General features: G+C 64.7%; 23 protein-coding genes. 16 read left to right on the top strand and 7 right to left on the bottom strand.

Going from position 1 to position 21,737, the window contains the following annotated elements:
• A partial coding sequence (locus C7402_RS17565) for a hypothetical protein (protein ID WP_133254501.1) occupies positions 1-156 on the top strand: 156 nt, incomplete at its 5' end.
• A gap of 218 nt (positions 157-374) precedes the next feature.
• On the opposite strand, the gene C7402_RS17560 is transcribed toward C7402_RS17565, so the two are convergent.
• Complete coding sequence (locus C7402_RS17560; RefSeq protein WP_042264853.1) at positions 375-947, bottom strand: phasin family protein; 573 nt, start codon at positions 945-947, stop codon at positions 375-377.
• Positions 948-1,629: 682 nt separating this feature from the next.
• Here C7402_RS17560 and pbpG point away from each other — a divergent pair.
• The 3 genes from pbpG to C7402_RS17545 all read left to right on the top strand — a co-directional run bounded on the left by pbpG (position 1,630) and on the right by C7402_RS17545 (position 3,887).
• On the top strand, positions 1,630-2,814 hold the full coding sequence (pbpG, locus tag C7402_RS17555; protein ID WP_116611435.1) for a D-alanyl-D-alanine endopeptidase: 1,185 nt from the start codon (positions 1,630-1,632) through the stop codon (positions 2,812-2,814).
• Between the two features lie 251 nt (positions 2,815-3,065).
• Positions 3,066-3,359, top strand: a complete 294-nt coding sequence (locus C7402_RS17550) for a hypothetical protein (RefSeq protein WP_116611434.1) — start codon at positions 3,066-3,068, stop codon at positions 3,357-3,359.
• A gap of 3 nt (positions 3,360-3,362) precedes the next feature.
• Complete coding sequence (locus C7402_RS17545) at positions 3,363-3,887, top strand: helix-turn-helix transcriptional regulator (RefSeq protein ID WP_116611433.1); 525 nt, start codon at positions 3,363-3,365, stop codon at positions 3,885-3,887.
• 96 nt (positions 3,888-3,983) lie between these two features.
• On the opposite strand, the gene C7402_RS17540 is transcribed toward C7402_RS17545, so the two are convergent.
• Complete coding sequence (locus tag C7402_RS17540) at positions 3,984-4,784, bottom strand: IclR family transcriptional regulator (RefSeq protein ID WP_112172917.1); 801 nt, start codon at positions 4,782-4,784, stop codon at positions 3,984-3,986.
• Between the two features lie 189 nt (positions 4,785-4,973).
• On the opposite strand from C7402_RS17540, the gene C7402_RS17535 reads away from it, so the two are divergent.
• The 12 genes from C7402_RS17535 to iscX all read left to right on the top strand — a co-directional run bounded on the left by C7402_RS17535 (position 4,974) and on the right by iscX (position 14,546).
• The gene (locus tag C7402_RS17535) at positions 4,974-5,696 is read left to right on the top strand and encodes a (Fe-S)-binding protein (RefSeq protein WP_116611432.1); all 723 of its coding nucleotides are present in this window, start codon (positions 4,974-4,976) and stop codon (positions 5,694-5,696) included.
• 75 nt (positions 5,697-5,771) lie between these two features.
• Positions 5,772-7,208, top strand: coding sequence for a lactate utilization protein B (locus C7402_RS17530; protein WP_116611431.1), 1,437 nt, complete (start codon positions 5,772-5,774; stop codon positions 7,206-7,208).
• A 158-nt stretch (positions 7,209-7,366) separates the two neighbouring features.
• The gene (locus tag C7402_RS17525; RefSeq protein ID WP_112172914.1) at positions 7,367-7,597 is read left to right on the top strand and encodes a hypothetical protein; all 231 of its coding nucleotides are present in this window, start codon (positions 7,367-7,369) and stop codon (positions 7,595-7,597) included.
• A gap of 171 nt (positions 7,598-7,768) precedes the next feature.
• Positions 7,769-8,251, top strand: a complete 483-nt coding sequence (locus C7402_RS17520) for a low molecular weight protein-tyrosine-phosphatase (protein WP_112172913.1) — start codon at positions 7,769-7,771, stop codon at positions 8,249-8,251.
• 155 nt (positions 8,252-8,406) lie between these two features.
• The gene (gene iscR / locus C7402_RS17515) at positions 8,407-8,940 is read left to right on the top strand and encodes a Fe-S cluster assembly transcriptional regulator IscR (protein ID WP_065060269.1); all 534 of its coding nucleotides are present in this window, start codon (positions 8,407-8,409) and stop codon (positions 8,938-8,940) included.
• 73 nt (positions 8,941-9,013) lie between these two features.
• On the top strand, positions 9,014-10,237 hold the full coding sequence (locus C7402_RS17510) for an IscS subfamily cysteine desulfurase (protein ID WP_112172912.1): 1,224 nt from the start codon (positions 9,014-9,016) through the stop codon (positions 10,235-10,237).
• A 98-nt stretch (positions 10,238-10,335) separates the two neighbouring features.
• Entirely contained in the window at positions 10,336-10,740 is a 405-nt protein-coding gene (gene iscU, locus C7402_RS17505; RefSeq protein WP_112172911.1) for a Fe-S cluster assembly scaffold IscU, read from the top strand.
• A gap of 163 nt (positions 10,741-10,903) precedes the next feature.
• Positions 10,904-11,227, top strand: coding sequence for an iron-sulfur cluster assembly protein IscA (iscA, locus tag C7402_RS17500; protein ID WP_112172910.1), 324 nt, complete (start codon positions 10,904-10,906; stop codon positions 11,225-11,227).
• A gap of 88 nt (positions 11,228-11,315) precedes the next feature.
• The gene (gene hscB / locus C7402_RS17495) at positions 11,316-11,864 is read left to right on the top strand and encodes a Fe-S protein assembly co-chaperone HscB (protein ID WP_116611430.1); all 549 of its coding nucleotides are present in this window, start codon (positions 11,316-11,318) and stop codon (positions 11,862-11,864) included.
• An 85-nt stretch (positions 11,865-11,949) separates the two neighbouring features.
• Positions 11,950-13,821 (top strand): Fe-S protein assembly chaperone HscA, encoded by a 1,872-nt coding sequence (gene hscA, locus C7402_RS17490; protein ID WP_116611429.1) that lies wholly within the window; start codon positions 11,950-11,952, stop codon positions 13,819-13,821.
• A 162-nt stretch (positions 13,822-13,983) separates the two neighbouring features.
• On the top strand, positions 13,984-14,325 hold the full coding sequence (gene fdx, locus C7402_RS17485) for an ISC system 2Fe-2S type ferredoxin (RefSeq protein WP_116611428.1): 342 nt from the start codon (positions 13,984-13,986) through the stop codon (positions 14,323-14,325).
• A 23-nt stretch (positions 14,326-14,348) separates the two neighbouring features.
• Positions 14,349-14,546, top strand: coding sequence for a Fe-S cluster assembly protein IscX (gene iscX, locus C7402_RS17480; protein ID WP_112172906.1), 198 nt, complete (start codon positions 14,349-14,351; stop codon positions 14,544-14,546).
• Between the two features lie 109 nt (positions 14,547-14,655).
• On the opposite strand, the gene C7402_RS17475 is transcribed toward iscX, so the two are convergent.
• From C7402_RS17475 to C7402_RS17455, 5 genes are all read right to left on the bottom strand, one after another.
• Positions 14,656-15,381, bottom strand: coding sequence for a glycine zipper 2TM domain-containing protein (locus C7402_RS17475; protein WP_116611427.1), 726 nt, complete (start codon positions 15,379-15,381; stop codon positions 14,656-14,658).
• 304 nt (positions 15,382-15,685) lie between these two features.
• Positions 15,686-17,221 (bottom strand): lysine--tRNA ligase, encoded by a 1,536-nt coding sequence (lysS, locus tag C7402_RS17470; RefSeq protein ID WP_112172904.1) that lies wholly within the window; start codon positions 17,219-17,221, stop codon positions 15,686-15,688.
• 205 nt (positions 17,222-17,426) lie between these two features.
• A protein-coding gene (prfB, locus tag C7402_RS17465; protein ID WP_112172903.1) for a peptide chain release factor 2 occupies positions 17,427-18,531 on the bottom strand; the annotation gives its coding sequence in 2 pieces (ribosomal slippage) (positions 17,427-18,449 and positions 18,451-18,531; 1,104 coding nt in all).
• 106 nt (positions 18,532-18,637) lie between these two features.
• The gene (gene recJ, locus C7402_RS17460; protein WP_116611426.1) at positions 18,638-20,344 is read right to left on the bottom strand and encodes a single-stranded-DNA-specific exonuclease RecJ; all 1,707 of its coding nucleotides are present in this window, start codon (positions 20,342-20,344) and stop codon (positions 18,638-18,640) included.
• A 33-nt stretch (positions 20,345-20,377) separates the two neighbouring features.
• Positions 20,378-21,487: a regulator gene (locus tag C7402_RS17455; RefSeq protein ID WP_116611425.1), complete on the bottom strand. Its 1,110-nt coding sequence runs from the start codon at positions 21,485-21,487 to the stop codon at positions 20,378-20,380.
• Between the last annotated feature and the right edge of the window lie 250 nt (positions 21,488-21,737).

Here is a 21,737-nt window from a genome sequence, read left to right as displayed (position 1 = left end):
ATCAGCGAAGTGTGCCTCGCCGTGGAAATGGGCGCGGATGCGACCGACATCGGCAAGACGATTCACCCGCACCCAACGCTGGGCGAATCGATCGGCATGGCCGCCGAGTTGTATGAAGGCGTCTGTACCGACCTGCCGCCGCAAAAGAAGAAGTAATGTTGAGCCGCGCCGCCGAACCTGGCGGCGCGCAAGAAGAAACGGCGCACTCCGCGAGGAGTGCGCCGTTTGCGTTTTGGGTACTGGAGCGCCTGAGCGAAAAAAGATTCCCGGTCGTCGACCGGGCAAGTGGCATGCCAGGCATGCATGCCGGAGCGTCAGGTGCGGCGCGGGGCGCGGCGCTGTTTCAGTGCGCGCCCCGGTTCAACGGACTACTTTCAGACGGTCTTCTTGGCCGAAGCGGCTGCCGAACGCGAAGCCTGCGCAGCGGCCTTGCTGGCGGCGGCGGTGGCGGCGTTGAAGTTGCTTTCGGCCATTTCCACGGCTTGCTTCGTGGCCTTGTGGACCGTTTCGTAGGTCGTGTTCGCGGCGTTGATAGCCGACTTGATCACGGCGACCGCGGTTTCCGAGCCAGCCGGCGCATTCTTCGCGACGTTGTCGACGAGCGACTGAACCTTGCGGTTCTGCTCTTCGTAGTGGGCTTCGGCGACCTTCGCGAACTCAGCCTGGGTGGCCGAGGCGATTTCATACACGTGACGGCCATACGACAGCAGCTTTTCGGTCAGCGGCTGGGCATAGCTCGTTTGCAGGGCCAGGAATTCCTGCGCGTCCTTCACAGACAGTGCGCGCTGGGCGTGTTCCTGCGATTCCGCCAGATTCGAGCGGACGGCCTGAAGGTTCAATTCGACGAGCTTTTCCACGCCTTCGAAGGCCTTGCCGGTGAGGCCGAACAGGGTTTCGAGGTTGGCTTTCTGGGCAGCGGCGAATTGCTCAGGGGTCAGCAGACTCATGTTTACGCTCCTGGATGGTCGGCGGCCTTCGTGGGTCGCCTGAAGTAAGTGGCACAGCGCTGGTGCTCTGTCGCTCGCTTTGTGCGTCGCAACATTGACTCGATTTTAGGATGCCTCCAAAGAAAGTCAAGCACTTTTGGTGCATCGCACAATGTCGATAATTTATTATTAAACAATCACTTATGCCGCGCGCATCAGGCCCCTGCGACAACGGGCGCCAGGCCCGCCACACAAGGCAGGCCGAGCGCGGGAACGCGGCTTCTGGCAAGATGCGAGATGGATTGGATGGAGGTGCTTGAGGGATTTCACCAAGTGCGTCCACCAGATTCCTACATGGAACGTTAGAGATCCATTGCGGTCGAACGCGCGTCGCGCGGTACGGCGGCACTGGTCGTCAGACAATCTCACCCGTATTTCCCCTCAGATCAAGTTTTGTACGATGCACGCCGTTAACGCAGCTAGCACACCTTGTGTGTGCCGCAAACGTTGGCGAGACACGGCGGCACGGCGAGGGGAGCGGCTTTTCAATTGTCTGCTTCCATTGAATGCGGGAAGTGCATTGGCCTGCTCAATCGGAGGTCATACTTCGGTTTAATGAGCGCCGATAAGTGCTTCAATTTGCGAATTTTTCGTGGTTTTACTACACTTGGCGAACGATCCCGCCGCTCCATCAAGAACACCAATGAAATCCGACAAGCTCCTGTCGTTCTCACTGATGCCGTCGTCGGTTATCAGCACCGCATTGTCGGTGGCTGTATCCGTCGCGATCAGTGCGACGTTCGTGGCGCCTGCGAGTGCTTTTGCTGCATCGCAAGACGCCGCGCCGGCCAAGACGGCCAAGGCCAAAAAGGCCACCAAGAAGGTTGCGAAGGCTGAGCCGGCAACGGCGAAAGCCGTCAAGAAGTCGGGCGCAACCCATACTGTCGCCGCGAAGGACGACGACGCGCGACCGGTGGCTAAAAAGCGCCGTGTCAGCTACACGATGAATGGCCGGCATCATTCGGCCGTGCGTCGCGTCGCGTTCGAGCCGCGCCAGCCGACGGTTGGCCAGGCGTTCGGCCTGCATGACACGCCCGACTCGCTGATGCTGCGCTCCGGCGTCGCCTACGTGGTCGACCAGAACACGCTCGAACCGCTTTTCGACAAGAACTCGCACGCCGTCGTGCCGATCGCGTCGATCTCGAAGCTCATGACGGCAATGGTTGTGCTCGACTCGAAGGCTTCGCTTTCGGAGCAGATCGAAGTCACCGACGAAGACCGCGACTACGAGAAGAACACGGGCTCGCGCCTCTCGGTGGGCTCGGTGCTTTCGCGCGAGGACATGCTGCATATCGCGCTGATGGCGTCGGAAAACCGCGCGGCTGCGGCGCTCTCGCGCTATTACCCGGGCGGCCGCCCGGCGTTCATCGCGGCGATGAACGCGAAGGCGAAGCAACTCGGCATGACCGATACGCACTTCGAGAATTCCACCGGCCTCACGAGCCACAATGTTGCGACTGCGCGTGACCTCGTGAAGATGGTGAACGCGGCGTATCAGTACCCGATGATCCGCCAGTTCTCGACCGACCGCAGCTACGACGTGTTCACGGGCAAGCGCAATCTGGCCTACAACAGCACGAACGCGCTGGTGCGTAACGCGTCGTGGGATATCGGTCTGCAAAAGACGGGCTTCATCAACGAAGCGGGCGAGTGCCTCGTCATGCAAACCACGATCCACAATCGTCCTGTGATCATGGTGCTGCTCGACTCGAGCGGCAAATACTCGCGCTTCGCCGATGCAACGCGCGTGCGCACGTGGCTCGACAATGGCGGCGCGGAGCAGCAGCCGCGCATCACCAGCGCGGACGCAGGTGGCGCGGGTACCTGAGACCGCGCGCCGCCGGTTTTCGGCCTGACTTTGGCAAACGCCCCGCAATTGCGGGGCGTTTTGTTTTTGGGCACGTGCCGGCGCGTCCTACGACGATTGGCCGACTGTTTCGGAATCCGGTTCGTCGGCAACATGGCTCGGTGGTTTGTGAACAGGCGCCCGGTCCCGCGTGAGCGAGGGACATCGCGAAACGGGCTATTGATGGTTGTCAATTGACAACTGATCTGGCGGCACATACACTGAGTCTGTCGATGAGACGATCGCACCCGAAGAAAGAGATCGAGGCCGTGCTTGCCTATGCCGAGAAGCAGGGTTGGTTAGTTCAACCAGGTAAGGGTAATGGCCGTGGGCACGCGTGGGGAAGAATGTACTGCCCGTATAACGACGCAACCTGTCGCTGCGGGGAGTTTTGCATCACGAGCATCTGGAGCACGCCGCGTAGCGCGGCCAATCATGCCTATGTGCTCAAACGCGTGGTCGACAATTGCGCGATCCACCGAACCAACCCGGCAGCCGCATGCGCGGCGGCCGAAGCGCCGGAGTAACGCATGGACTACCTGTTCACCCTCAAGTACCAGTTGGCGGCCGAAGACAACGATCACGAGGCGCTCGTGGAGCGCCTCGCCGAAGCCGGCTGCGACGACGCAACGATCGGCGTGGGGCTGCCGGGCCGCATCGCGCTTGCGTTCACGCGCGAAAGCGGGAACGCGTGGTCGGCATTTTATTCGGCGTTGCAGGACGTGAAGCGGGCCGTGCCGTCCGCGCGCCTCGTGGAAGCAGCCCCGGACTTCGTCGGGCTCACCGATGCGGCTGACCTGACCGGCATGTCGCGCCAGAACCTGCGCAAGTTGATGCTTGGGCGCGTGGCGGATTTTCCGCAGCCCGTGCACGAGGGCAATCCGTCGCTCTGGCATCTCAGCGATATCCTGGGCTGGCTGAAGGGGCGAGAGGGCTACAGCATCGACCCGGTGTTGCTGGAGACGGCGCGAACGGCCAAGCAAGTGAATCTCGCAAAAGAGGCGCGCGACCTCGACGCGAAGCTGAACCGCAAGCTCGATGAACTGGTTGCGTGAGGAAAGCCTAAGGCGAAAAAAACGGAGGCCTTGCCTCCGCTTTTTCGATACTGACTTTTCCGGCGTTGCGTGTTCCGGCAACAACCGCTTTGCGCTTCAGGCGGTTTGAACGTTGCCTTCGGCAGGTTCCGGGTGATAGCCGAGGGACTCGGAAATCGTGAGTGCGGTCTTGCTCAACTGGCCAAGCCACGAATCCTGCAAACGGTCGGCCGGCGCGGAGAGCGAAAGGCCCGCCACCAGCTTGCCGGTGTCGTCGTAAATGCCTGCGGCGATGCAGCGCACGCCCAGTTCGAGCTCTTCGTTGTCGCGCGCGCAGAACTGCTGGCGCACATGGGCAAGCTCGCGCTCGAGGCGGCTGAGGTCGGTGATGCTGTTGCGCGTGTGGCCCGACAGGCCGGTGCGTGTAGCGTAGGCGCGTACGCGGTTCGCTTCGTCGGCGGCGAGAAAGAGCTTGCCGACCGAAGTGAGGTGCAGCGGGGCGCGACCGCCAATGGCACGCACCACCTGCATGCCGGAGCGCTCCGAATAGGCACGTTCTATATAGACGATCTCATCGCCCTGGCGCACGGAGAGATTCACCGTTTGCCCGGTCAGGCGGTGCAGCTCGCGCATTGGCGTGAGCGCCGCGTCGCGAACCGAAAGGCGTGCCTTCACGAGATTGCCGAGTTCGAGCAGCCGCATGCCGAGGCGGTAGGTGCCGGGGTCGGAGCGATCGACGAGACGGCAACTCACCATGTCGTTCAGGATGCGGTGAGCGGTAGAAGGGTGCAGTTCGGTGCGCAGCGCGAGTTCTTTCAGACTGACGGGGTCGCTATGGGCGGCCAGCGCGTCCAGCAGGCGCATCATGCGCTCGATCACCTGAATCGAGGTCTTCGGATCTGGATGGATGTCGCTCATGGGTTCAGATTCGTTTGACGCGTGAGGCGGAAAATCCATTGTATCTCGTATTGTGAAAAAAGTAAGCGCTTGACCGAAGGCGGGCGTTGCGGTGCGGCATGCGTTTTGATGGCCGGATCGGCGCAGACGCGCGTTGGTGACGGCGGCGAAACAGCGGATAATCGGGGACGGTTTTCACGAGGAGTCCCCATGCGAGTCGGTTTGTTCGTCACCTGTCTCATCGACACGATGCGCCCCGAAATTGGCTTTTCGACGCTCAAGCTGCTCGAAGAGGCGGGTTATGAGGTCGTCGTGCCGTCCGCGCAAACCTGCTGCGGCCAGCCGGCCTACAACTCCGGCGAGCGTCCGCTCGCGCGCGACCTCGCGGAAAAAACGCTGCGCGAGTTTGAGCAATTCGATTACGTCGTGGTGCCTTCGGGCTCGTGCGGCGGCATGATCCGCGTGCATTACGGCGACCTGTTCCGCGACGATCCCGAGTTGATGGCGCGGTACGGCAAGCTGCGCGAGCGCGTCTACGAGCTCACGGACTTCCTCGTCAATGTCGCGAAGGTCACGCTGCCGCAGGGCGGGTTCAGCGGGCCGGTGACCTATCACGATTCGTGCTCGGGCCTGCGCGAGCTTGGCGTGAAGGCGCAGCCGCGCGCGCTGCTCGCCCAGCGCGGCGTCGAGGTCCGGGAGATGAAGGACTGTGAGCACTGCTGCGGTTTTGGCGGCACCTTCGCCGTGAAGTACGGCGACATCTCGACGGCCATCGCGGACGAAAAGTGCGCGAACGTCCAGGCGAGCGGCACGGGTGCCGTGGTGCTCGGCGACCTGGGCTGCATGCTCAACATCGAAGGCCGGCTGCGTCGCACGGGCGACACCACCACGCGCGTGCTGCACATTGCGCAGGTGCTGGCCGGCGACGTGTGATCCGTCGTTCGCCCAGGTCGATCACCCCTCCGGAATTCGCCGAACACCGCTCACGCTCACTATCGCCCCGACGCCATGCAAGTCCAATCGATGCAGTTCAAGGCGCGCGCCGGCCAGAAACTGGCCGACCAGCGTCTGCAACACAACCTCAAGAAGCTCTCCACCAAGTTCGTCTCGGCGCGAGCGGAGGCCATCACCGCGATCGACTTTCAGGCCACGCGCGCGGCGCTCAAGGCGCGGCGCAACCGCGCGCTGGAAAATCTCGATGTCTGGCTCGAACAGTTCGAGACCGAGGCCACGCGGCGCGGAGTGACCGTGCTCTATGCAGAGACCGCGCGTGACGCGGCGAAGCTGGTCGCGGACATCGCGCGCCGCCACGACGTGCGCAAGGTCATCAAGACGAAGTCGATGGTCTCGGAGGAGATGCAACTCAACACGGTGCTCGCTCAAATGGGCGTGCAGTCCATCGAAACCGATCTCGGCGAATACATCCTTCAGATTAACGACAACGAGCCGCCCAGCCACATCATTGCGCCCGTCGTCCACAAGGACAAGGACGAGATCGCCGATCTGTTCGCGCAGACGCACCACAAGCCGCGCCTGACCGAAATCCCCGACATGACGCGCGAGGCGCGCGAAGTGCTGCGCCCGCATTTCCTTTCGGCGGACATGGGGGTGACGGGCGGCAACTTCCTCGTGGCGGAAACGGGCTCGGTCGTGCTGGTCACCAACGAGGGCAACGAGGGCATGTGCACGGTAATGCCGCGTGTGCACGTTGCGGTGACGGGCATCGAAAAGGTGCTGCCGACTCTCGAAGACCTTGCCACGGCCATGCGCCTGTTGCCGCGGTCGGCAACGGGCCAGGCCACGTCGAACTACTTCTCGGTGCTGACCGGCCCGCGCGGGCCCGAGGATCAGGACGGCCCCGAGCACATGTATGTCGTCCTCGTGGACGGCGGCCGCACGGGGCTGATCGGCGGCGAATTTCAGGAGATGCTGCGCTGCATCCGCTGCGGCGCGTGCATGAATCACTGCCCGGTCTACCAGAAGGTGGGCGGCCATGCGTATGGCTGGGTCTATCCGGGGCCGATGGGTTCGGTGCTCACGCCGAGCTATGTCGGCATCGAGAAGGCGCTCGATCTGCCTCAAGCCGCCACGCTCTGCGGCGAGTGCAACAGCGTCTGCCCGGTGGGCATTCCGCTTTCCGACCTGTTGCGCAAGTTGCGCGAGAAGCAGACGGAGCGGCACTTGCGCCCCTGGCGCGAGCGTGCGGCGCTGGCGGCGTGGGGCTGGCTCGCGTTGCACCCGGGCGTCTACGCGCTGCTCACGAAGCTGGGCGTGCGGGTGCTGGAGCGCATGGGCGGCCAGTCGCGGATCATTCGCAAGCTGCCGTTCGCGCGCGGCTGGACGAACGGGCGCGACATGCCCGCGCCGGTCGGGCGCACCTTCCGCGAGCTGTACGCGGCGCGGCATACGCATCTGGACACGACGAAGCGTCCCGAAAAAGCCTGACGCGCGTCCACAGTCAAGTTTTCTCCGGCAACTATTTAAGCTGGAGCAACAGTGTGTTCGTTCGGGGCGGGTTTTTCCTGATTGCGACTGTCTATATCATCTCGACTGGCGATAGTGCGTCCGCACCCGTCGCCCCACAGTCGAGAGAGAGTCGCATCATGAGAAAGAAAATAACGGTGTACTGGCCGCTGGCGCTGATCGTGCCGCTCGCGGCAATCGCATGGATCCATGCATGGAATACCGCCGAGCAGCAAATGCCGCTCGCCGCCGATCAATTCACGGCCGAGCTCGCGCGCGCCGTGTCGTATGGCCTCGTGGGCAGCGAAGGCAAGGCGCCCGTGAAGGCGATGCGCACTGTCGCGCCGCTGCCGCAGTCGAACACGATCTGATGATCGTCGCGGCGATCTTGCGCTCGCGCCTGCTTGCCCGTGTCGCGTGCGCGGTGCTTGCGCAAGCCGTTCGCCGGAAATCAGGCAGCGCAGCGCGGGTTTCACGCGCTTTGTATAATTAGAGATTCGCCGCCGCGCCTTGAACGCCGGCCCGCACTCCAGCGCCCCACGATGAAAAAGGTTTCCGTCTGCTTCGTTTGCCTTGGCAACATCTGCCGCTCGCCCACGGCCGAGGCCGTGATGCTGCGCCTCGTCGACGAGGCGGGGCTGGCCGGGCGCGTCGAGGTCGACTCGGCGGGCACGGGTGACTGGCACATCGGCGAGGCGCCCGACGAGCGCGCCCAGCGCGCGGGTGGGCAGCGCGGCTATGATCTCGCGCCGCTGCGCGCCCGTCAGATCGCGGACGACGATTTTCGCCGTTTCGACTTGATCGTCGCGATGGACGACGCCAACGTGACGGCGTTGCAGAACCTTTGTCCGCAGACCGAGCGCGACAAGATCCGGCTGCTGATGGAATTTGCACCGCAGGCCGACTCACGCGTGGTCATTGACCCTTATTTCGGCGGCGATGCGGGCTTCGAAGCGGTGCTCGATCAATGCGAGGCCGCCTGCGGGGGCCTGCTCGCGGCATTGCGCCCGCAACTGGTTGATTGAGATGAGCGGCGCGATTCGGTCGAATGCAGCAATCGCGCCACTTTTCGCTATTCGCAACGCACCTAATAACCCAATTCGCAACACGGATACTTGACTAAACTAGTCATGTATTTATACTTGACGAAAATTGTCGAGAATTGCGGTTCCCCTACATCATGAGACTCACCACTAAAGGCCGTTTCGCCGTCACGGCGATGATCGACCTGGCCCTGCGCCAGGAGCAGGGCCCGGTGACGCTTGCGGGTATCAGCCAGCGGCAGCACATCTCGCTGTCTTACCTCGAACAGCTGTTCGGCAAGCTGCGCCGTCATGAAATCGTCGAATCGGTCCGTGGGCCGGGCGGCGGCTACAACCTCGCGCGCCGCGCGGAGGACGTTACGGTCGCGGACATCATCATCGCCGTGGACGAGCCGCTCGATGCCACCCAGTGCGGCGGCAAGGGCGCGTGCGAAGGCACCAAGCAGCACGACGGCCACTGCATGACGCACGAACTCTGGTCGACGCTGAACCAGAAGATGGTCGAGTACCTCGATTCGGTGTCGCTCAAGGACCTGGTGGACAAGCAGCGCGCCCGCGAAGGCGCCGCGCCCACGGTGCTGCGCGACCGCCGCGCCGAGGCGCCGGCGGTCGAGCCGGTGAGGGCGGTGCCGCTAGGGCCGAACTCGATCTTCAACATGGCGGGTTCGTGAGCCGCGAGTTGGGTCAGGCCGCCAGAACGCAATACACAGTACAGCGCAGCACAAAGATTCCCCGGAGCGATAGATGAATAACGACATTCCCCACCTGCCCATTTACATGGATTACAGCGCGACGACGCCCGTCGACCCGCGTGTGGTGGACAAGATGATTCCGTATCTGCGCGAGCAGTTCGGCAATCCGGCGTCGCGCAGCCACGCCTACGGCTGGGACGCGGAGCGTGCCGTCGAGGAAGCGCGCGAGCAGGTCGCGGCGCTCGTCAACGCCGACCCGCGTGAAATCATCTGGACCTCCGGCGCGACCGAATCGGACAACCTCGCGATCAAGGGTGCCGCGCACTTCTACAAGAGCAAGGGCAAGCACATCATCACGGTGAAGACCGAGCACAAGGCCGTGCTCGACACCTGCCGCGAACTCGAGCGCGAAGGCTACGAAGTCACGTATCTGGACGTCAAGGATGACGGCCTGATCGACCTCGACGTGTTCAAGGCTGCGATTCGCCCCGACACGATCCTCGTTTCCGTCATGCACGTGAACAACGAGATCGGCGTGATCCAGGACATCGAGACGATCGGTGAAATCTGCCGCGAAAAGGGCATCATTTTCCACGTCGACGCCGCGCAATCGACGGGCAAGGCGCCCATCGACCTGCAAAAGCTCAAGGTCGACCTGATGTCGTTCTCGGCGCACAAGACCTACGGCCCGAAGGGCATCGGCGCGTTGTACGTGCGTCGTAAGCCGCGTATCCGTATCGAAGCGCAGATGCACGGCGGCGGTCACGAGCGCGGCATGCGTTCGGGCACGCTGGCCACGCACCAGATCGTCGGCATGGGCGAAGCGTTCCGTCTGGCGCGCGAAGAGATGGCCACGGAAAACGAGCGTATCCGCATGCTGCGCGACAAGCTGCTGCGCGGCTTGCAGGAAATCGAAGAAACGTACGTGAACGGCGACATGGAAAAGCGTGTCCCGCACAACCTGAACATCAGCTTCAACTTCGTCGAAGGCGAGTCGCTGATCATGGCGGTGAAGGACGTGGCGGTGTCGTCGGGCTCGGCGTGCACGTCGGCTTCGCTCGAGCCGTCGTACGTGCTGCGCGCGCTCGGCCGTAACGACGAGCTGGCGCACAGCTCGATCCGCTTCACGGTGGGCCGCTTCACGACCGAGCAGGATGTGGACTACGTCATCAACCTGCTGAAGACGAAGATCGCCAAGCTGCGCGACCTCTCGCCGCTGTGGGAGATGCACAAGGACGGCGTTGACCTGTCGACCATCCAGTGGGCGGCGCACTAAGGCGTACGGGCAGAGTCAGCAACGAACATCGACCCGGCCGCAGCGCAACGAGCAGAGAACTGCATGCAGCGCGGCCAACGAATTGAAGGAGTGTGATCATGGCATATAGCGACAAGGTTCTGGACCACTACGAAAACCCGCGTAACGTCGGCTCGTTCTCGAAGGACGACGACACGGTCGGCACTGGCATGGTCGGCGCACCGGCCTGCGGCGACGTGATGAAGTTGCAGATTCGCGTGGGCGCGGACGGCGTGATCGAAGACGCGAAGTTCAAGACCTACGGCTGCGGCTCGGCCATCGCTTCGAGCTCGCTCGTGACCGAGTGGGTGAAGGGCAAGACGCTCGACCAGGCGCTCTCGATCAAGAACACGCAGATCGCCGAAGAACTGGCGCTGCCGCCGGTGAAGATCCACTGCTCGATTCTCGCGGAAGACGCGATCAAGGCAGCGGTGGCCGATTACCGTCAGCGTCACACGACGGAAGCGAAGGCCGACGCGGCGTAAGCACGCCAGGCGCGCGGCCGCCGCAGTGCGGTGGATGCAGGACGGTGCCGGACCCACGGGTGCGGCGCCGCGGGACTAACGATTTTGGATGCAGCAGGGTTGCGTCGCGGCGCGAGGTAGGGCGAGAGCCAAACCGGACGGCGCGGGGCGCGGCGAAGACGCTATGGCAATTACGTTGACAGAAAAAGCGGCACAGCACGTGCAGAAGTATCTGGTCCGTCGCGGCAAGGGCGTGGGCCTGCGCCTCGGCGTGCGTACGACGGGCTGCTCGGGCCTCGCGTACAAGCTCGAGTACGTCGACGAGCTCGCGGACGAGGACAACGTGTTCGAGAGCTACGGCGTGAAAGTCATCGTCGACCCGAAGAGCCTGGCCTATATCGACGGCACGCAGCTCGACTTCGTGCGCGAAGGGCTGAACGAGGGCTTCAAGTTCAACAACCCGAATGTGAAGGACGAGTGCGGCTGCGGCGAGTCCTTCCGCGTTTGAGTCCGCGCGTAGCGGTGAAAAGGCGGCCTGTGCCGCCTTTTTGATTTTCATGGCCTGTTTCGATGGCCCCACGAGAACGTTTGAACCGATGAGCACGTCTTCCACGCCGTCCCGCTCGCTTTCCGATAGCCATTTCGTGCTGTTCGGACTGACCGAGCAGTTCGAGATCGACGCGAACGCGCTCGACCACGCTTACCGAACGGTGCAGGCGCAGGTGCACCCCGACCGCTTCGCCGCGGCGGGCGAGGCGCAAAAGCGCGTCGCCATGCAATGGGCGACGCGCACGAACGAGGCGTACCAGACGCTGCGCGATCCGCTCAAGCGCGCGAAGTACCTGCTGCATCTGCGCGGCATCGACGTCGGCGCGGAGAACAACACGGCGATGGAGCCCGCGTTCCTCATGCAGCAAATGGAGTGGCGCGAGGCGATTGAAGACGCGGTCGGCGCGAAGAACGTGGACGCGCTCGACACGCTCGCGAGCGAGTTGCGCGACGACGAGCGTGTGCGCTTCACCAAGCTCGCGGCGCTGCTCGACAGCGGCTCGAACCAGCCGGCGGCCGAAGCGGTGCGCCAGCTCATGTTCATCGAGCGCGTGGCGGGCGAGATCGACACGCAGATCGAGCGGCTCGAAGGCTGAAAGTCCAGGCCGCACTCAAGCTGAAATCAAGCTGAAACGGATATCGGGCGCTCGCGCCCACCAGGTTAAAAAGCAGATCACACAGATGGCCTTACTGCAAATCTCCGAACCCGGCATGGCGCCGGCGCCGCATCAGCGGCGACTCGCTGTCGGCATCGACCTCGGCACGACGAACTCGCTGGTCGCCGCGGTGCGCAGCGGCGTGCCCGACGTGCTGCCCGACGAGCACGGCCACGCGCTGCTGCCGTCGGTCGTGCGCTATCTCGCGAACGGCGGCCGCCGCATCGGCCGCACGGCGAAGGCGGAAGCGGCCACCGACCCGCGCAATACGATCGTCTCGGTCAAGCGTTTCATGGGCCGCGGCAAATCCGACGTCGAAGGCGCGGCCAATGCGCCTTATGACTTCGTCGACGCGCCGGGCATGGTGCAGATCCAGACCGTGGACGGCGTGAAGAGCCCGGTCGAAGTCTCGGCGGAAATTCTCGCGACGTTGCGCCAGCGCGCCGAAGACACGCTCGGCGACGAGCTCGTCGGCGCGGTCATCACGGTGCCCGCGTATTTCGATGAAGCCCAGCGCCAGGCCACCAAGGATGCCGCGCGCCTCGCGGGCCTGAACGTGCTGCGTCTGCTCAACGAGCCGACCGCGGCGGCGATCGCCTACGGTCTCGACAACGGCGCCGAAGGGCTTTACGCGGTCTACGACCTCGGCGGCGGCACCTTCGACCTGTCGATCCTCAAGCTCACGAAGGGCGTGTTCGAAGTGCTCGCGGCGGGCGGCGACTCCGCGCTTGGCGGCGACGATTTCGACCATGCGCTGTTCGACTACGTGCTGGAGCAGGGCGGCATCGAGCGTGCGACGCTCGCGCCCGAAGACGTGCGCCTTCTGCTCGATCGCGTGCGCGACGCGAAGGAAGCGCTCTCGTCGGCGCCCGAGGCGCGCATCGAAGTCACGCTCTCGAATGGCAAGGCGATCGCATTGACGATCGACGAGCCGCGTTTCGAGGCGCTCACGCAGGCGCTCGTGCAGCGCACCCTCACGCCGACGAAGAAGGCGCTGCGTGACGCGAAGGTTGCATCGAAGGACGTGAAGGGCGTGGTGCTGGTGGGCGGTGCGACGCGCATGCCCGTGATCCGCCGCGCCGTGGAGCAGCACTTCGGCCAGGCGCCGCTCACGAATCTGGACCCGGACCAGGTGGTCGCGCTCGGCGCGGCGATCCAGGCCGACCTGCTCGCCGGCAACCGCGGCGGCGAGGACGACTGGCTGCTGCTCGACGTGATCCCGCTTTCGCTGGGTGTGGAGACGATGGGTGGCCTGGTCGAAAAGATCATCCCGCGCAACTCGACCATTCCGGTCGCGCGCGCGCAGGACTTCACGACCTTCAAGGACGGCCAGACGGCCATGGCGATCCACGTGGTGCAGGGCGAGCGCGAGCTCGTGGCCGACTGCCGGTCGCTCGCGCGCTTCGAGCTGCGCGGCATTCCGCCGATGGCCGCGGGTGCGGCGCGCATTCGCGTGACCTACCAGGTGGACGCGGACGGCCTGCTTTCCGTGTTCGCGCGCGAGCAGCATTCGGGTGTGGAGGCGTCGGTGGTGGTGAAGCCGTCCTACGGGCTCGCCGATGACGACGTGGCCCGCATGCTCGAAGACAGCTTCAAGACCGCCGAAGTCGACATGCGCGCCCGCGCGCTGCGCGAGGCTCAGGTCGAGGCGCAGCGCATCATCGAAGCGACGCACGCTGCGTTGGGCGCCGATGGCGAGTTGCTCGACGCCGCCGAGCGCGCCGAGGTCGACACCCTGATCGCGGCACTCGCGCAAGTTGCCCAAGGCGATGATGCGGGCGCGATCGAAGCGGCGACGAAGTCGCTCTCCGAAGGCACCGACGAATTCGCCGCGCGCCGCATGGACAAGGGCATCAAGCGCGCGCTGGCCGGCAAGAAGCTCGACGAGATCGGCTAGGAAGAACGCGGTCGGGCGCGCGGCGCTTGCATGGGCAAACGCCGCCGCGTGTGCGTGCTTTCCCGATGCAGGCAAGCGCGCGACCCCAGTAGAATGGGCACATGCCGCCGTCGAAGGCGGGGCATGCGCCCGATATGAAAGTTATTGGATACGGAAATCACAATGCCTCAAATCGTGGTGCTGCCTCATGTCGAACTGTGCCCAGAGGGCGCGGTTATCGACGCCAAGCCGGGCGAGAGCGTGTGCGACGCGCTGCTCGAACACGGCATCGAAATCGAGCATGCCTGTGAGAAGTCGTGCGCCTGCACGACCTGTCACGTGATCGTGCGCGAGGGTTTCAACGCGCTCGATCCGTCCGAGGAAGACGAGGACGATCTGCTCGACAAGGCGTGGGGCCTGGAGCCGACGTCGCGGCTGTCGTGCCAGGCACTGGTGCCTGAGAACGACGACCTGGTGGTCGAGATCCCGCGATACTCGATCAACCACGCGAAGGAAAACCACTGAGCCAACAAGAGGAGCGGGCAGCCATGAAATGGACCGATACGCAGGACATCGCGATGGCGTTGACGGACACCCATCCGGAAGTGGATCCGCAATACGTACGCTTCACCGATCTGCACCGCTGGATCACTGAGCTGGACGGTTTCGACGACGACCCCGAGCGTTCGAACGAGAAGATTCTCGAAGCGATCCAGGCCGCGTGGATCGAGGACGCGGACTACTGATCCCGCGACGGCGCCCACTTTGGGCCAGTCAATGAAAAAGGCGATTCGCTGATGGCGAATCGCCTTTTTTCTTGTGCCGCGCCCGAATCGAGCGCGTCAGGTCACATCGTCAAGCCGCGACCAGGGTGCCGTTTTCCACGCGCACGCGCTGACCTTGCTGGAACGGCGGCGCCTGGTGGTAGGTGAAGTAGCGCGTCTTGCCGTTCTCCATATGCACGCGCACCGAATAGCTCGTCGTGCTGCGCAAGTGCTTTTCGACCGAGTTGCCCGCGAGGCCGCCGCCCAGCGCGCCAAGCAGCGTCATGGCGGTACGGCCGTTGCCCGCGCCGAACTGGTTGCCGACCACACCGCCCGCCACGGCGCCGCCTACCGCGCCAATGCCCGTGCCATGGCCTTCTTGCTTGACCTCGGAAATCGCTTCGACCGTGCCGCACGACCCGCACACGGCCTGGGCGGGCTGCGCTTCCTGTGCGTACTGCTGCGAAGACTGCGGCGGCTGGCCGTACTGCTGCGCGGGCGCGGCAACGGGCGCCTGAGCCTGCCGCGGCGCTTGTTGTGGCGCTTGCTCCTGCTCAGCCGGCGCATTCTGGGCGTTTTGCGCGTACTGCGAGGCTTGCACCGGTTTCGTCGAATCGACGACTTCCGGCTGCGAGGCCGTCATCGCCATCTGGCCAGTCTGGACCTGAGCGGTCTGCTCGGCGGTGCTGGAAGCTTTCGGGAAAACGCCGGTAATCGCCGCCGTGGCTGCAAGGCTCGCGACGATGACGGCCGCCGCCGCGGTTGCGATCAGCGGATGCAGGCGGCGCTTCTGTGTGGTCGGATCAGGTGTGTTCATTAATGGCTCCGTCTTTTGCAGAGTTGGCTCTCTTGTGAGACCCAGTGTGAGCCAATCGGATTGCCTGGGCGTTTCAATTTGTAACCCGGCGCCGTGACGGCAGAGGGGCAAAAAGGGGGCGATCTTCGCGCAGCATTGCACAGCGCGGTTTTTCACACTGTCGCAATCGGCATGCCCGCTTCTGGTGCGGCGCGGGGCAGCAGCTTTTACCGATGGTTACAAACTTCCAGCGAATCCGCAAATGAAAAACGGGGCGCATGCGGGATGAGCCACATGCGCCCCGTTCGGGCAAAAGCCGTGTCGCTTAGTCTTCGCGGCGCAGGTGCGGGAAGAGGATCACGTCGCGGATGCTGGCGCTGTCCGTGAGCAGCATGATCAGGCGGTCGATGCCGATACCGCAGCCGCCGGTCGGGGGCATGCCGTACTCGAGCGCGCGGATGTAGTCGGCGTCGTAGAACATGGCTTCTTCGTCACCGGCGTCCTTCTGCTCGACCTGCTTCTTGAAGCGGGCGGCCTGGTCTTCCGGATCGTTGAGCTCCGAGAAGCCGTTGGCGATCTCGCGGCCCGTGATGAAGAGCTCGAAACGCTCGGTGATGCCCGGCAGCGTGTCCGAGGCGCGTGCGAGCGGCGAGACTTCGACCGGGTAGTCGATGATGTAGGTCGGCTCCCACAGTTGCGATTCGGCGGTCTCTTCGAACAGCGCCAGTTGCAGCGCGCCCACGCCCGCGTTGAGGAATTGCGGCTGGTTCGCGTCCACGCCGAACTTCTTGAGTTCCGTGCGCAGGAAGGCCGCGTCGGCAAGCTGCTCGTTCGTGTATTGCGGCGCGTACTTCTGGATGGCCTGCACGATCGTCAGGCGATGGAACGGCTTCGACAGATCGAGTTCGCGGCCCTGGTACGTGAGCACGGCGGTGCCCGATGCGTCGATCGCGGCCTGGCGGATCAACTGCTCGGTGAAGTCCATGAGCCACGTGTAGTCGGTGTACGCGGCGTAGAACTCCATCATCGTGAATTCCGGATTGTGACGCGGCGAAACGCCTTCGTTACGGAAATTCCGGTTGATTTCGAACACGCGCTCGAAGCCGCCCACGACCAGGCGCTTCAGATACAGCTCGGGCGCGATACGCATGAACATCTGCATGTCGAGCGCGTTGTGGTGCGTGACGAACGGCTTGGCCGCCGCGCCACCCGGGATCGGGTGCAGCATCGGCGTTTCGACTTCCATGAAGCCCGCGTCGGCCATGAAGCGGCGCACCGAGGAGATGGCCTTGGTGCGCGCGACGAACGTATCGCGCGCTTCGGGCGTGACGATCAGGTCGACGTAGCGCTGGCGATAGCGCATTTCCTGGTCCGAAAGACCGTGGAACTTGTCCGGCAGCGGACGCAGCGACTTCGACAGCAGGCGCAGTTCGGTGACGCGCACCGAGAGTTCGCCCTTGTTGGTACGGAACAGCACGCCCCTGGCCGCGACGATGTCGCCCAGGTCCCACTTCTTGAACGCGTCGTAGGTCGTCTCGCCCACGTCGGCGGGCGTGATGAAGAACTGGATCTGGCCCGAGCCGTCGCGTACCGTGGCGAAGCTTGCCTTGCCCATCACGCGCTTGAGCATCATGCGGCCGGCGATCGCCACGTCGAGCGGTTTCGCTTCGAGTGCGTCCTTGTCGGTATCGGCGTAGTCGCGTTGCAGGTCGGCGGCGTGGTGGGTCGGGCGGAAGTCGTTCGGATAGGCGACGCCTGCCTCGCGCAGTGCGCGCAGTTTCTCGCGGCGCTCGGCGATGATCTGGTTGTCGTCGAGTTCGGGCGCGGCGCTGGGCGCGTTCTGCTGGGTCGGTTCGGTCATGATGGCTCGGTGTTCTTTGATTCGCGGGTGTTTCGGCGAGTGTTCGGGGCGGCGGCCCCGGTGTGGTCCTTCGCGGGACACGGCGCGCATGGCGCGCAACAAGCGGACTTCGGTTCCCGCCATGCGCGCCTCGCAGTGAATGCGGGCGGCGCGGCGGGAGAGGGCGGCATGCGATGCAATGCAGCGCCCGTGGCGCGCAAGAAGCTTACACGCCCTGTTTCAGGCTTGCGCTGATGAAGGCGTCGAGATCGCCGTCGAGCACGGCCTTGGTGTTGCTGATTTCGACGTTCGTGCGCAGATCCTTGATGCGGCTGTTGTCGAGCACGTAGGAGCGGATCTGGTGGCCCCAGCCCACGTCCGACTTGCCCGCTTCGAGCTTGTCCTGTTCCGACTGGCGCTTGCGCATTTCGGCTTCGTACAGGCGCGATTTCAGCATGGCCATCGCTTCGGCGCGGTTGCGGTGCTGCGAGCGGTCGTTCTGGCACTGCACGACGATGCCCGACGGAACGTGCGTGATACGCACGGCGGAGTCGGTCTTGTTGATGTGCTGACCGCCCGCGCCGGAAGCGCGGTAGGTGTCGATGCGCAGATCGGCCGGATTGACTTCGATCTCGAACGAGTCGTCGATTTCCGGATACACGAACACCGACGAAAACGACGTATGACGGCCGCCCGACGAGTCGAACGGCGACTTGCGCACGAGCCGGTGAATGCCGGTTTCGGTGCGCAGGAAGCCATAGGCGTATTCGCCCTCGACCTTGATCGTCGCGCTCTTGATGCCGGCCACGTCGCCTTCGGACTCTTCGAGCACTTCGGTCTTGAAGCCCTTGCGTTCGCAGTAGCGCACGTACTGGCGCAGCAGCATCGACGCCCAGTCGCACGCCTCGGTGCCGCCCGCGCCCGCCTGGATGTCGATGAACGCGTTATTCGGGTCAGCCGGATTCGCGAACATGCGGCGGAACTCGACGTCGGCTACACGCTTTTCGATCTCCTGGGCGTCGCTTTCGATGGAGACGAGGGTGTCCTCATCGCCTTCCTCGCGAGCCATCTCGAAGAGGTCCTGCGTGTCGCGCGTGTCGTTCTCGATGCCGTCGAGCACGTGCACGACGCCTTCGAGCAGCTTCTTTTCCTTGCCGAGACCCTGGGCGTGCTTGGAGTCGTTCCAGACGTTGGGGTCTTCGAGTTCGCTATTGACTTCGACGAGCCGTCGGGCTTTTACGTCGTAGTCAAAGATACCCCCGTAGCTCGCCTGCGCGCGCGCGCAGGTCCGCCAAAAGGGCTTCGATCGCGTTGAGACGTTCCGCTTCCATTTGTGTCGTGATCCGGCGTGTAAAACATTGAATTATAGCTGATTGCACCCGGATCAAGGGCGGCGCGGACCAATTGAAGGCCCGCGCCCGTGCGCTCGAAGCGCGCTCAGAGCGCGGCGTGCTCCACGACGAGCTGCACGCGCGAAACACCGTTCCAGGTGTCACGCACGAGGCGGTAGGCGACCGTGGTGTGTTGCGGCAGCGACTCGGTGTGGTTGAACCAGATCGCGTTGAAGCGCTGGCGCCCGCGCAGCAGTTGCAGCTTGAGGTGCTTGTCCTTCACGAGCGCCTGCGAGGCCACCTCGAATTCGCCTGAAAACACCGGCGCGGGGAAGCCCTGGCCCCACACGGCGGCGTCGAGCATCTCCACGAAATCGGGCGTGAAGTAGGCGTCTTCGAGATCGCCGTCGGTTTCCACCGTGCGCGCGAGCGCTTCCTCGGTGAGCCATTCGCGGCCCACGCGCTCGAACGCGGCGGCGAAGCGCGGCACGTCGGCGGCGGCGATCGTCATGCCCGCGGCCATGGCGTGGCCGCCGAACTTGTGGATCAGGCCCGGCTCGCGCTTGCTGATGAGATCGACGGCGTCGCGCAGATGGAAACCGGGGATCGAACGGCCCGAGCCTTTCACGAGCTCGCCGCCGTCATCGGCGGGCGCGAAGGTGAAGGACGGCCGGTGGAAGCGTTCCTTGAGCCGCCCCGCGACGATGCCGATCACGCCCTGGTGCCAGCTTTCGTTGAACAGCGTGAGCGTGGCCTTGCCTTGCGGATCGACATCGGCGAGATCGGCCAGCGCCTGTTGCTGCATGCCGGCCTCGATTTCGCGGCGTTCGCGGTTCATCGAATCGAGCTGCTGCGCGAGTTCCCACGCGCGGCCCACGTCGTCGGTGGTCAGGCACTCGATGCCGAGCGACATGTCCGAGAGGCGACCGGCCGCGTTCAGGCGCGGGCCGAGCGCGAAGCCGAAGTCGAAGCCCGACGCGCTTTTCGCGTCGCGACCCGCCGCGCGAAAGAGCGCCGCGATGCCCGGCTGCATGCGGCCGTTGCGCACGCGCTGCAAGCCCTGCGCGACGAGCACGCGGTTGTTGCCGTCGAGCTTCACGACGTCGGCGACGGTGCCGAGCGCGACGAGATCGAGCAGACCGTCGAGGCGCGGTTCGGGCTTGCCATCGCTGAAGGCGCCGCGCTTGCGCAACTCGGCACGCAGCGCGAGCAACGTATAGAACATGACGCCCACGCCCGCGATGCACTTGCTCGGGAACTCGCAGCCCGGCTGGTTCGGATTGACGATGGCGCGCGCGTCGGGGAGCGTGTCGCCGGGCAGGTGGTGGTCGGTCACGAGCACTTCGATGCCGAGTTCATTCGCGGCTTCCACGCCTTCCACGCTGGCAATGCCGTTGTCCACCGTGATCAGGACATCGGGCGGGCCGCCTTTACGTTGCGCGGCGAGCGCGACGATCTCGGGCGTGAGGCCGTAGCCGTACTCGAAACGGTTCGGCACGAGATAGTCGATCTGCGCGCCGAACATGCGCAGGCCGCGCACGGCCACGGCGCAGGCGGTCGCGCCGTCACAGTCGTAGTCGGCGACCACGAGCATGCGGCAGTCGGCTTCGAGGGCGTCGGCAAGCAGCGCGGCGGCTTCTTCGAGGCCTTTCATGCTCGTGGGCGGAATCAGGCGAGCGAGGCCGGTTTCGATCTCGTCGGGCTGGCAGACGCCGCGCGAGGCGTAGAGGCGGGCGAGCACCGGGTGCAGGCCGTGGCGCACGAGCGCTTCAGTGTCGGCGGGCGAGCAGGCGCGAGTGACGATTCGGGTCATGCGGGGCGTTGAGTGAAAGAGGTCATTCGATGATCATTCGACGAAAAGCGACGCGAACAGGCGGCGTCGCCAGAATTTGCGCAGGTCGCCGCGCGTGATGGAGAGCGTGACCGAGCCGGTGTCGCCGCACAGCGTGAGGTCGAGCGCGCCGAGCGCGCCCGTTTGCAGCGCCGTGAGCGCGGGCGCGAACCAGTCGCGCTCCAGTTGCGCGAACGCGGCGTTCCAGCGGCCCCAGTCCTGCTGGATGAAGGCGGCGGAGAAGGGATCGAGTTCGACGAGCGTGGCTCCGGCCCCCGACCCATTGTTGAGCGAGGCCGTGAGCGCTGCGAAGGTGGCGGGCGCCGGGTCCACTTGCGACTTCGCAGCGAGCGCGAGGCCGCGCGTGGCGGCCGCATCGGAACGCACGCGCGCGAACGGGCTCGTCACGGTGCGCAGCACGCCCTGCGCGTGAAACCAGATCGAGTTGACCGCGGGCAGACCGCGCGCCTCGCGTGCCTCGTTCACCGGGTGCTCGAACCAAGCCATCTGCACTTCGTTCTGCACCTTCATCCAGGCGCGCGAACGCTGGCCGGAATGGGCTTCGTGCGGCAGCCAGATTTCGATATTGCGGCCGCTCGCCCGCAACGGCGAAGCGCCCGCGAGCGTGCCGAACGCATCCGACGAGAGATACCAGCGCTGCGGCGTGGGCGCCTCGACGCGCACGCCGAGCTCTTCGATCAACGGTTTGGCAATCGTGTAGAGCGTGGCGGCGTCGGCGTCGGCGAGTTCCAGCGACGCCGGGTCGATCAGCACGAGGTGATCGTGCGCGATACGCACGTGCACGGGTTGCACGCACGCCCAGATGTCGTCGCCAGGCGTGCCGCCGTCGGCGAGCAGCATGTAGGGGGCGAGCGGCGCTTCGTCGTCGGCGGCCGGCGCGGGATTCGCGCTGAGCGCGCCGAACTGGCGCGCAACCCAGCGCTCGTGCGGCAGCGTGCGCTGAAAGTCCTCGCCGATCACCTGTTCGCCGAGCGTCGCGCGCGCAACCAGTTTCGCGAGCGCCGGGAATTCGAGGCCCGCGAGCGCGGTGGAGGCGGCCGCCGCGGAGGGCAGGGCAAACGGGACGAGAAGATGAAGTCGGTCGGCGGGCATGATGGTGCGCATTGTACTTCGGCGCTCCGCGCGCCGGGTGCGGGCGCCGTTGCCTGGCAGGTGCGTCTTGCGTGTGCGCCTCGCGGGCGCCTTCGTATCCCGGCTGCGGCACTTGTGGCCGAAAAGCGGCTCGAAGGTAAGAACGGGCGAAGCGCGCGAGGCATGGGGAACGCGTTGCGCATCAACGAGCCATCTCGCGCGAAAGTCCGTGAAGTGCCGCCAGTGTGGCAAACTTCGCGCTTGGTCGTTGCCCGACCCGGCA

Origin of the sequence: Paraburkholderia unamae (genome assembly GCF_003096875.1) — a bacterium.
In the GTDB taxonomy this organism is placed as follows: domain Bacteria; phylum Pseudomonadota; class Gammaproteobacteria; order Burkholderiales; family Burkholderiaceae; genus Paraburkholderia; species Paraburkholderia unamae.
This window is presented reverse-complemented; position numbering and strand designations above follow the sequence as displayed.

Bases quoted from the DNA above. Each gene is read 5' to 3' on its own strand.
- C7402_RS17530 (WP_116611431.1), top strand. From the start codon at position 5,772: ATGCAAGTCCAATCGATGCAGTTCAAGGCGCGCGCCGGCCAGAAACTG.
- C7402_RS17455 (WP_116611425.1), bottom strand. From the start codon at position 21,487: ATGCGCACCATCATGCCCGCCGACCGACTTCATCTTCTCGTCCCGTTT.
- fdx (WP_116611428.1), top strand. From the start codon at position 13,984: ATGCCTCAAATCGTGGTGCTGCCTCATGTCGAACTGTGCCCAGAGGGC.
- C7402_RS17540 (WP_112172917.1), bottom strand. From the start codon at position 4,784: ATGAGCGACATCCATCCAGATCCGAAGACCTCGATTCAGGTGATCGAG.
- iscR (WP_065060269.1), top strand. From the start codon at position 8,407: ATGAGACTCACCACTAAAGGCCGTTTCGCCGTCACGGCGATGATCGAC.
- lysS (WP_112172904.1), bottom strand. From the start codon at position 17,221: ATGACCGAACCGACCCAGCAGAACGCGCCCAGCGCCGCGCCCGAACTC.
- iscU (WP_112172911.1), top strand. From the start codon at position 10,336: ATGGCATATAGCGACAAGGTTCTGGACCACTACGAAAACCCGCGTAAC.
- recJ (WP_116611426.1), bottom strand. From the start codon at position 20,344: ATGACCCGAATCGTCACTCGCGCCTGCTCGCCCGCCGACACTGAAGCG.
- iscA (WP_112172910.1), top strand. From the start codon at position 10,904: ATGGCAATTACGTTGACAGAAAAAGCGGCACAGCACGTGCAGAAGTAT.
- iscX (WP_112172906.1), top strand. From the start codon at position 14,349: ATGAAATGGACCGATACGCAGGACATCGCGATGGCGTTGACGGACACC.
- C7402_RS17520 (WP_112172913.1), top strand. From the start codon at position 7,769: ATGAAAAAGGTTTCCGTCTGCTTCGTTTGCCTTGGCAACATCTGCCGC.
- hscA (WP_116611429.1), top strand. From the start codon at position 11,950: ATGGCCTTACTGCAAATCTCCGAACCCGGCATGGCGCCGGCGCCGCAT.
- C7402_RS17545 (WP_116611433.1), top strand. From the start codon at position 3,363: ATGGACTACCTGTTCACCCTCAAGTACCAGTTGGCGGCCGAAGACAAC.
- C7402_RS17475 (WP_116611427.1), bottom strand. From the start codon at position 15,381: ATGAACACACCTGATCCGACCACACAGAAGCGCCGCCTGCATCCGCTG.
- hscB (WP_116611430.1), top strand. From the start codon at position 11,316: ATGAGCACGTCTTCCACGCCGTCCCGCTCGCTTTCCGATAGCCATTTC.
- C7402_RS17525 (WP_112172914.1), top strand. From the start codon at position 7,367: ATGAGAAAGAAAATAACGGTGTACTGGCCGCTGGCGCTGATCGTGCCG.
- pbpG (WP_116611435.1), top strand. From the start codon at position 1,630: ATGAAATCCGACAAGCTCCTGTCGTTCTCACTGATGCCGTCGTCGGTT.
- C7402_RS17535 (WP_116611432.1), top strand. From the start codon at position 4,974: ATGCGAGTCGGTTTGTTCGTCACCTGTCTCATCGACACGATGCGCCCC.
- C7402_RS17550 (WP_116611434.1), top strand. From the start codon at position 3,066: ATGAGACGATCGCACCCGAAGAAAGAGATCGAGGCCGTGCTTGCCTAT.
- C7402_RS17510 (WP_112172912.1), top strand. From the start codon at position 9,014: ATGAATAACGACATTCCCCACCTGCCCATTTACATGGATTACAGCGCG.
- C7402_RS17560 (WP_042264853.1), bottom strand. From the start codon at position 947: ATGAGTCTGCTGACCCCTGAGCAATTCGCCGCTGCCCAGAAAGCCAAC.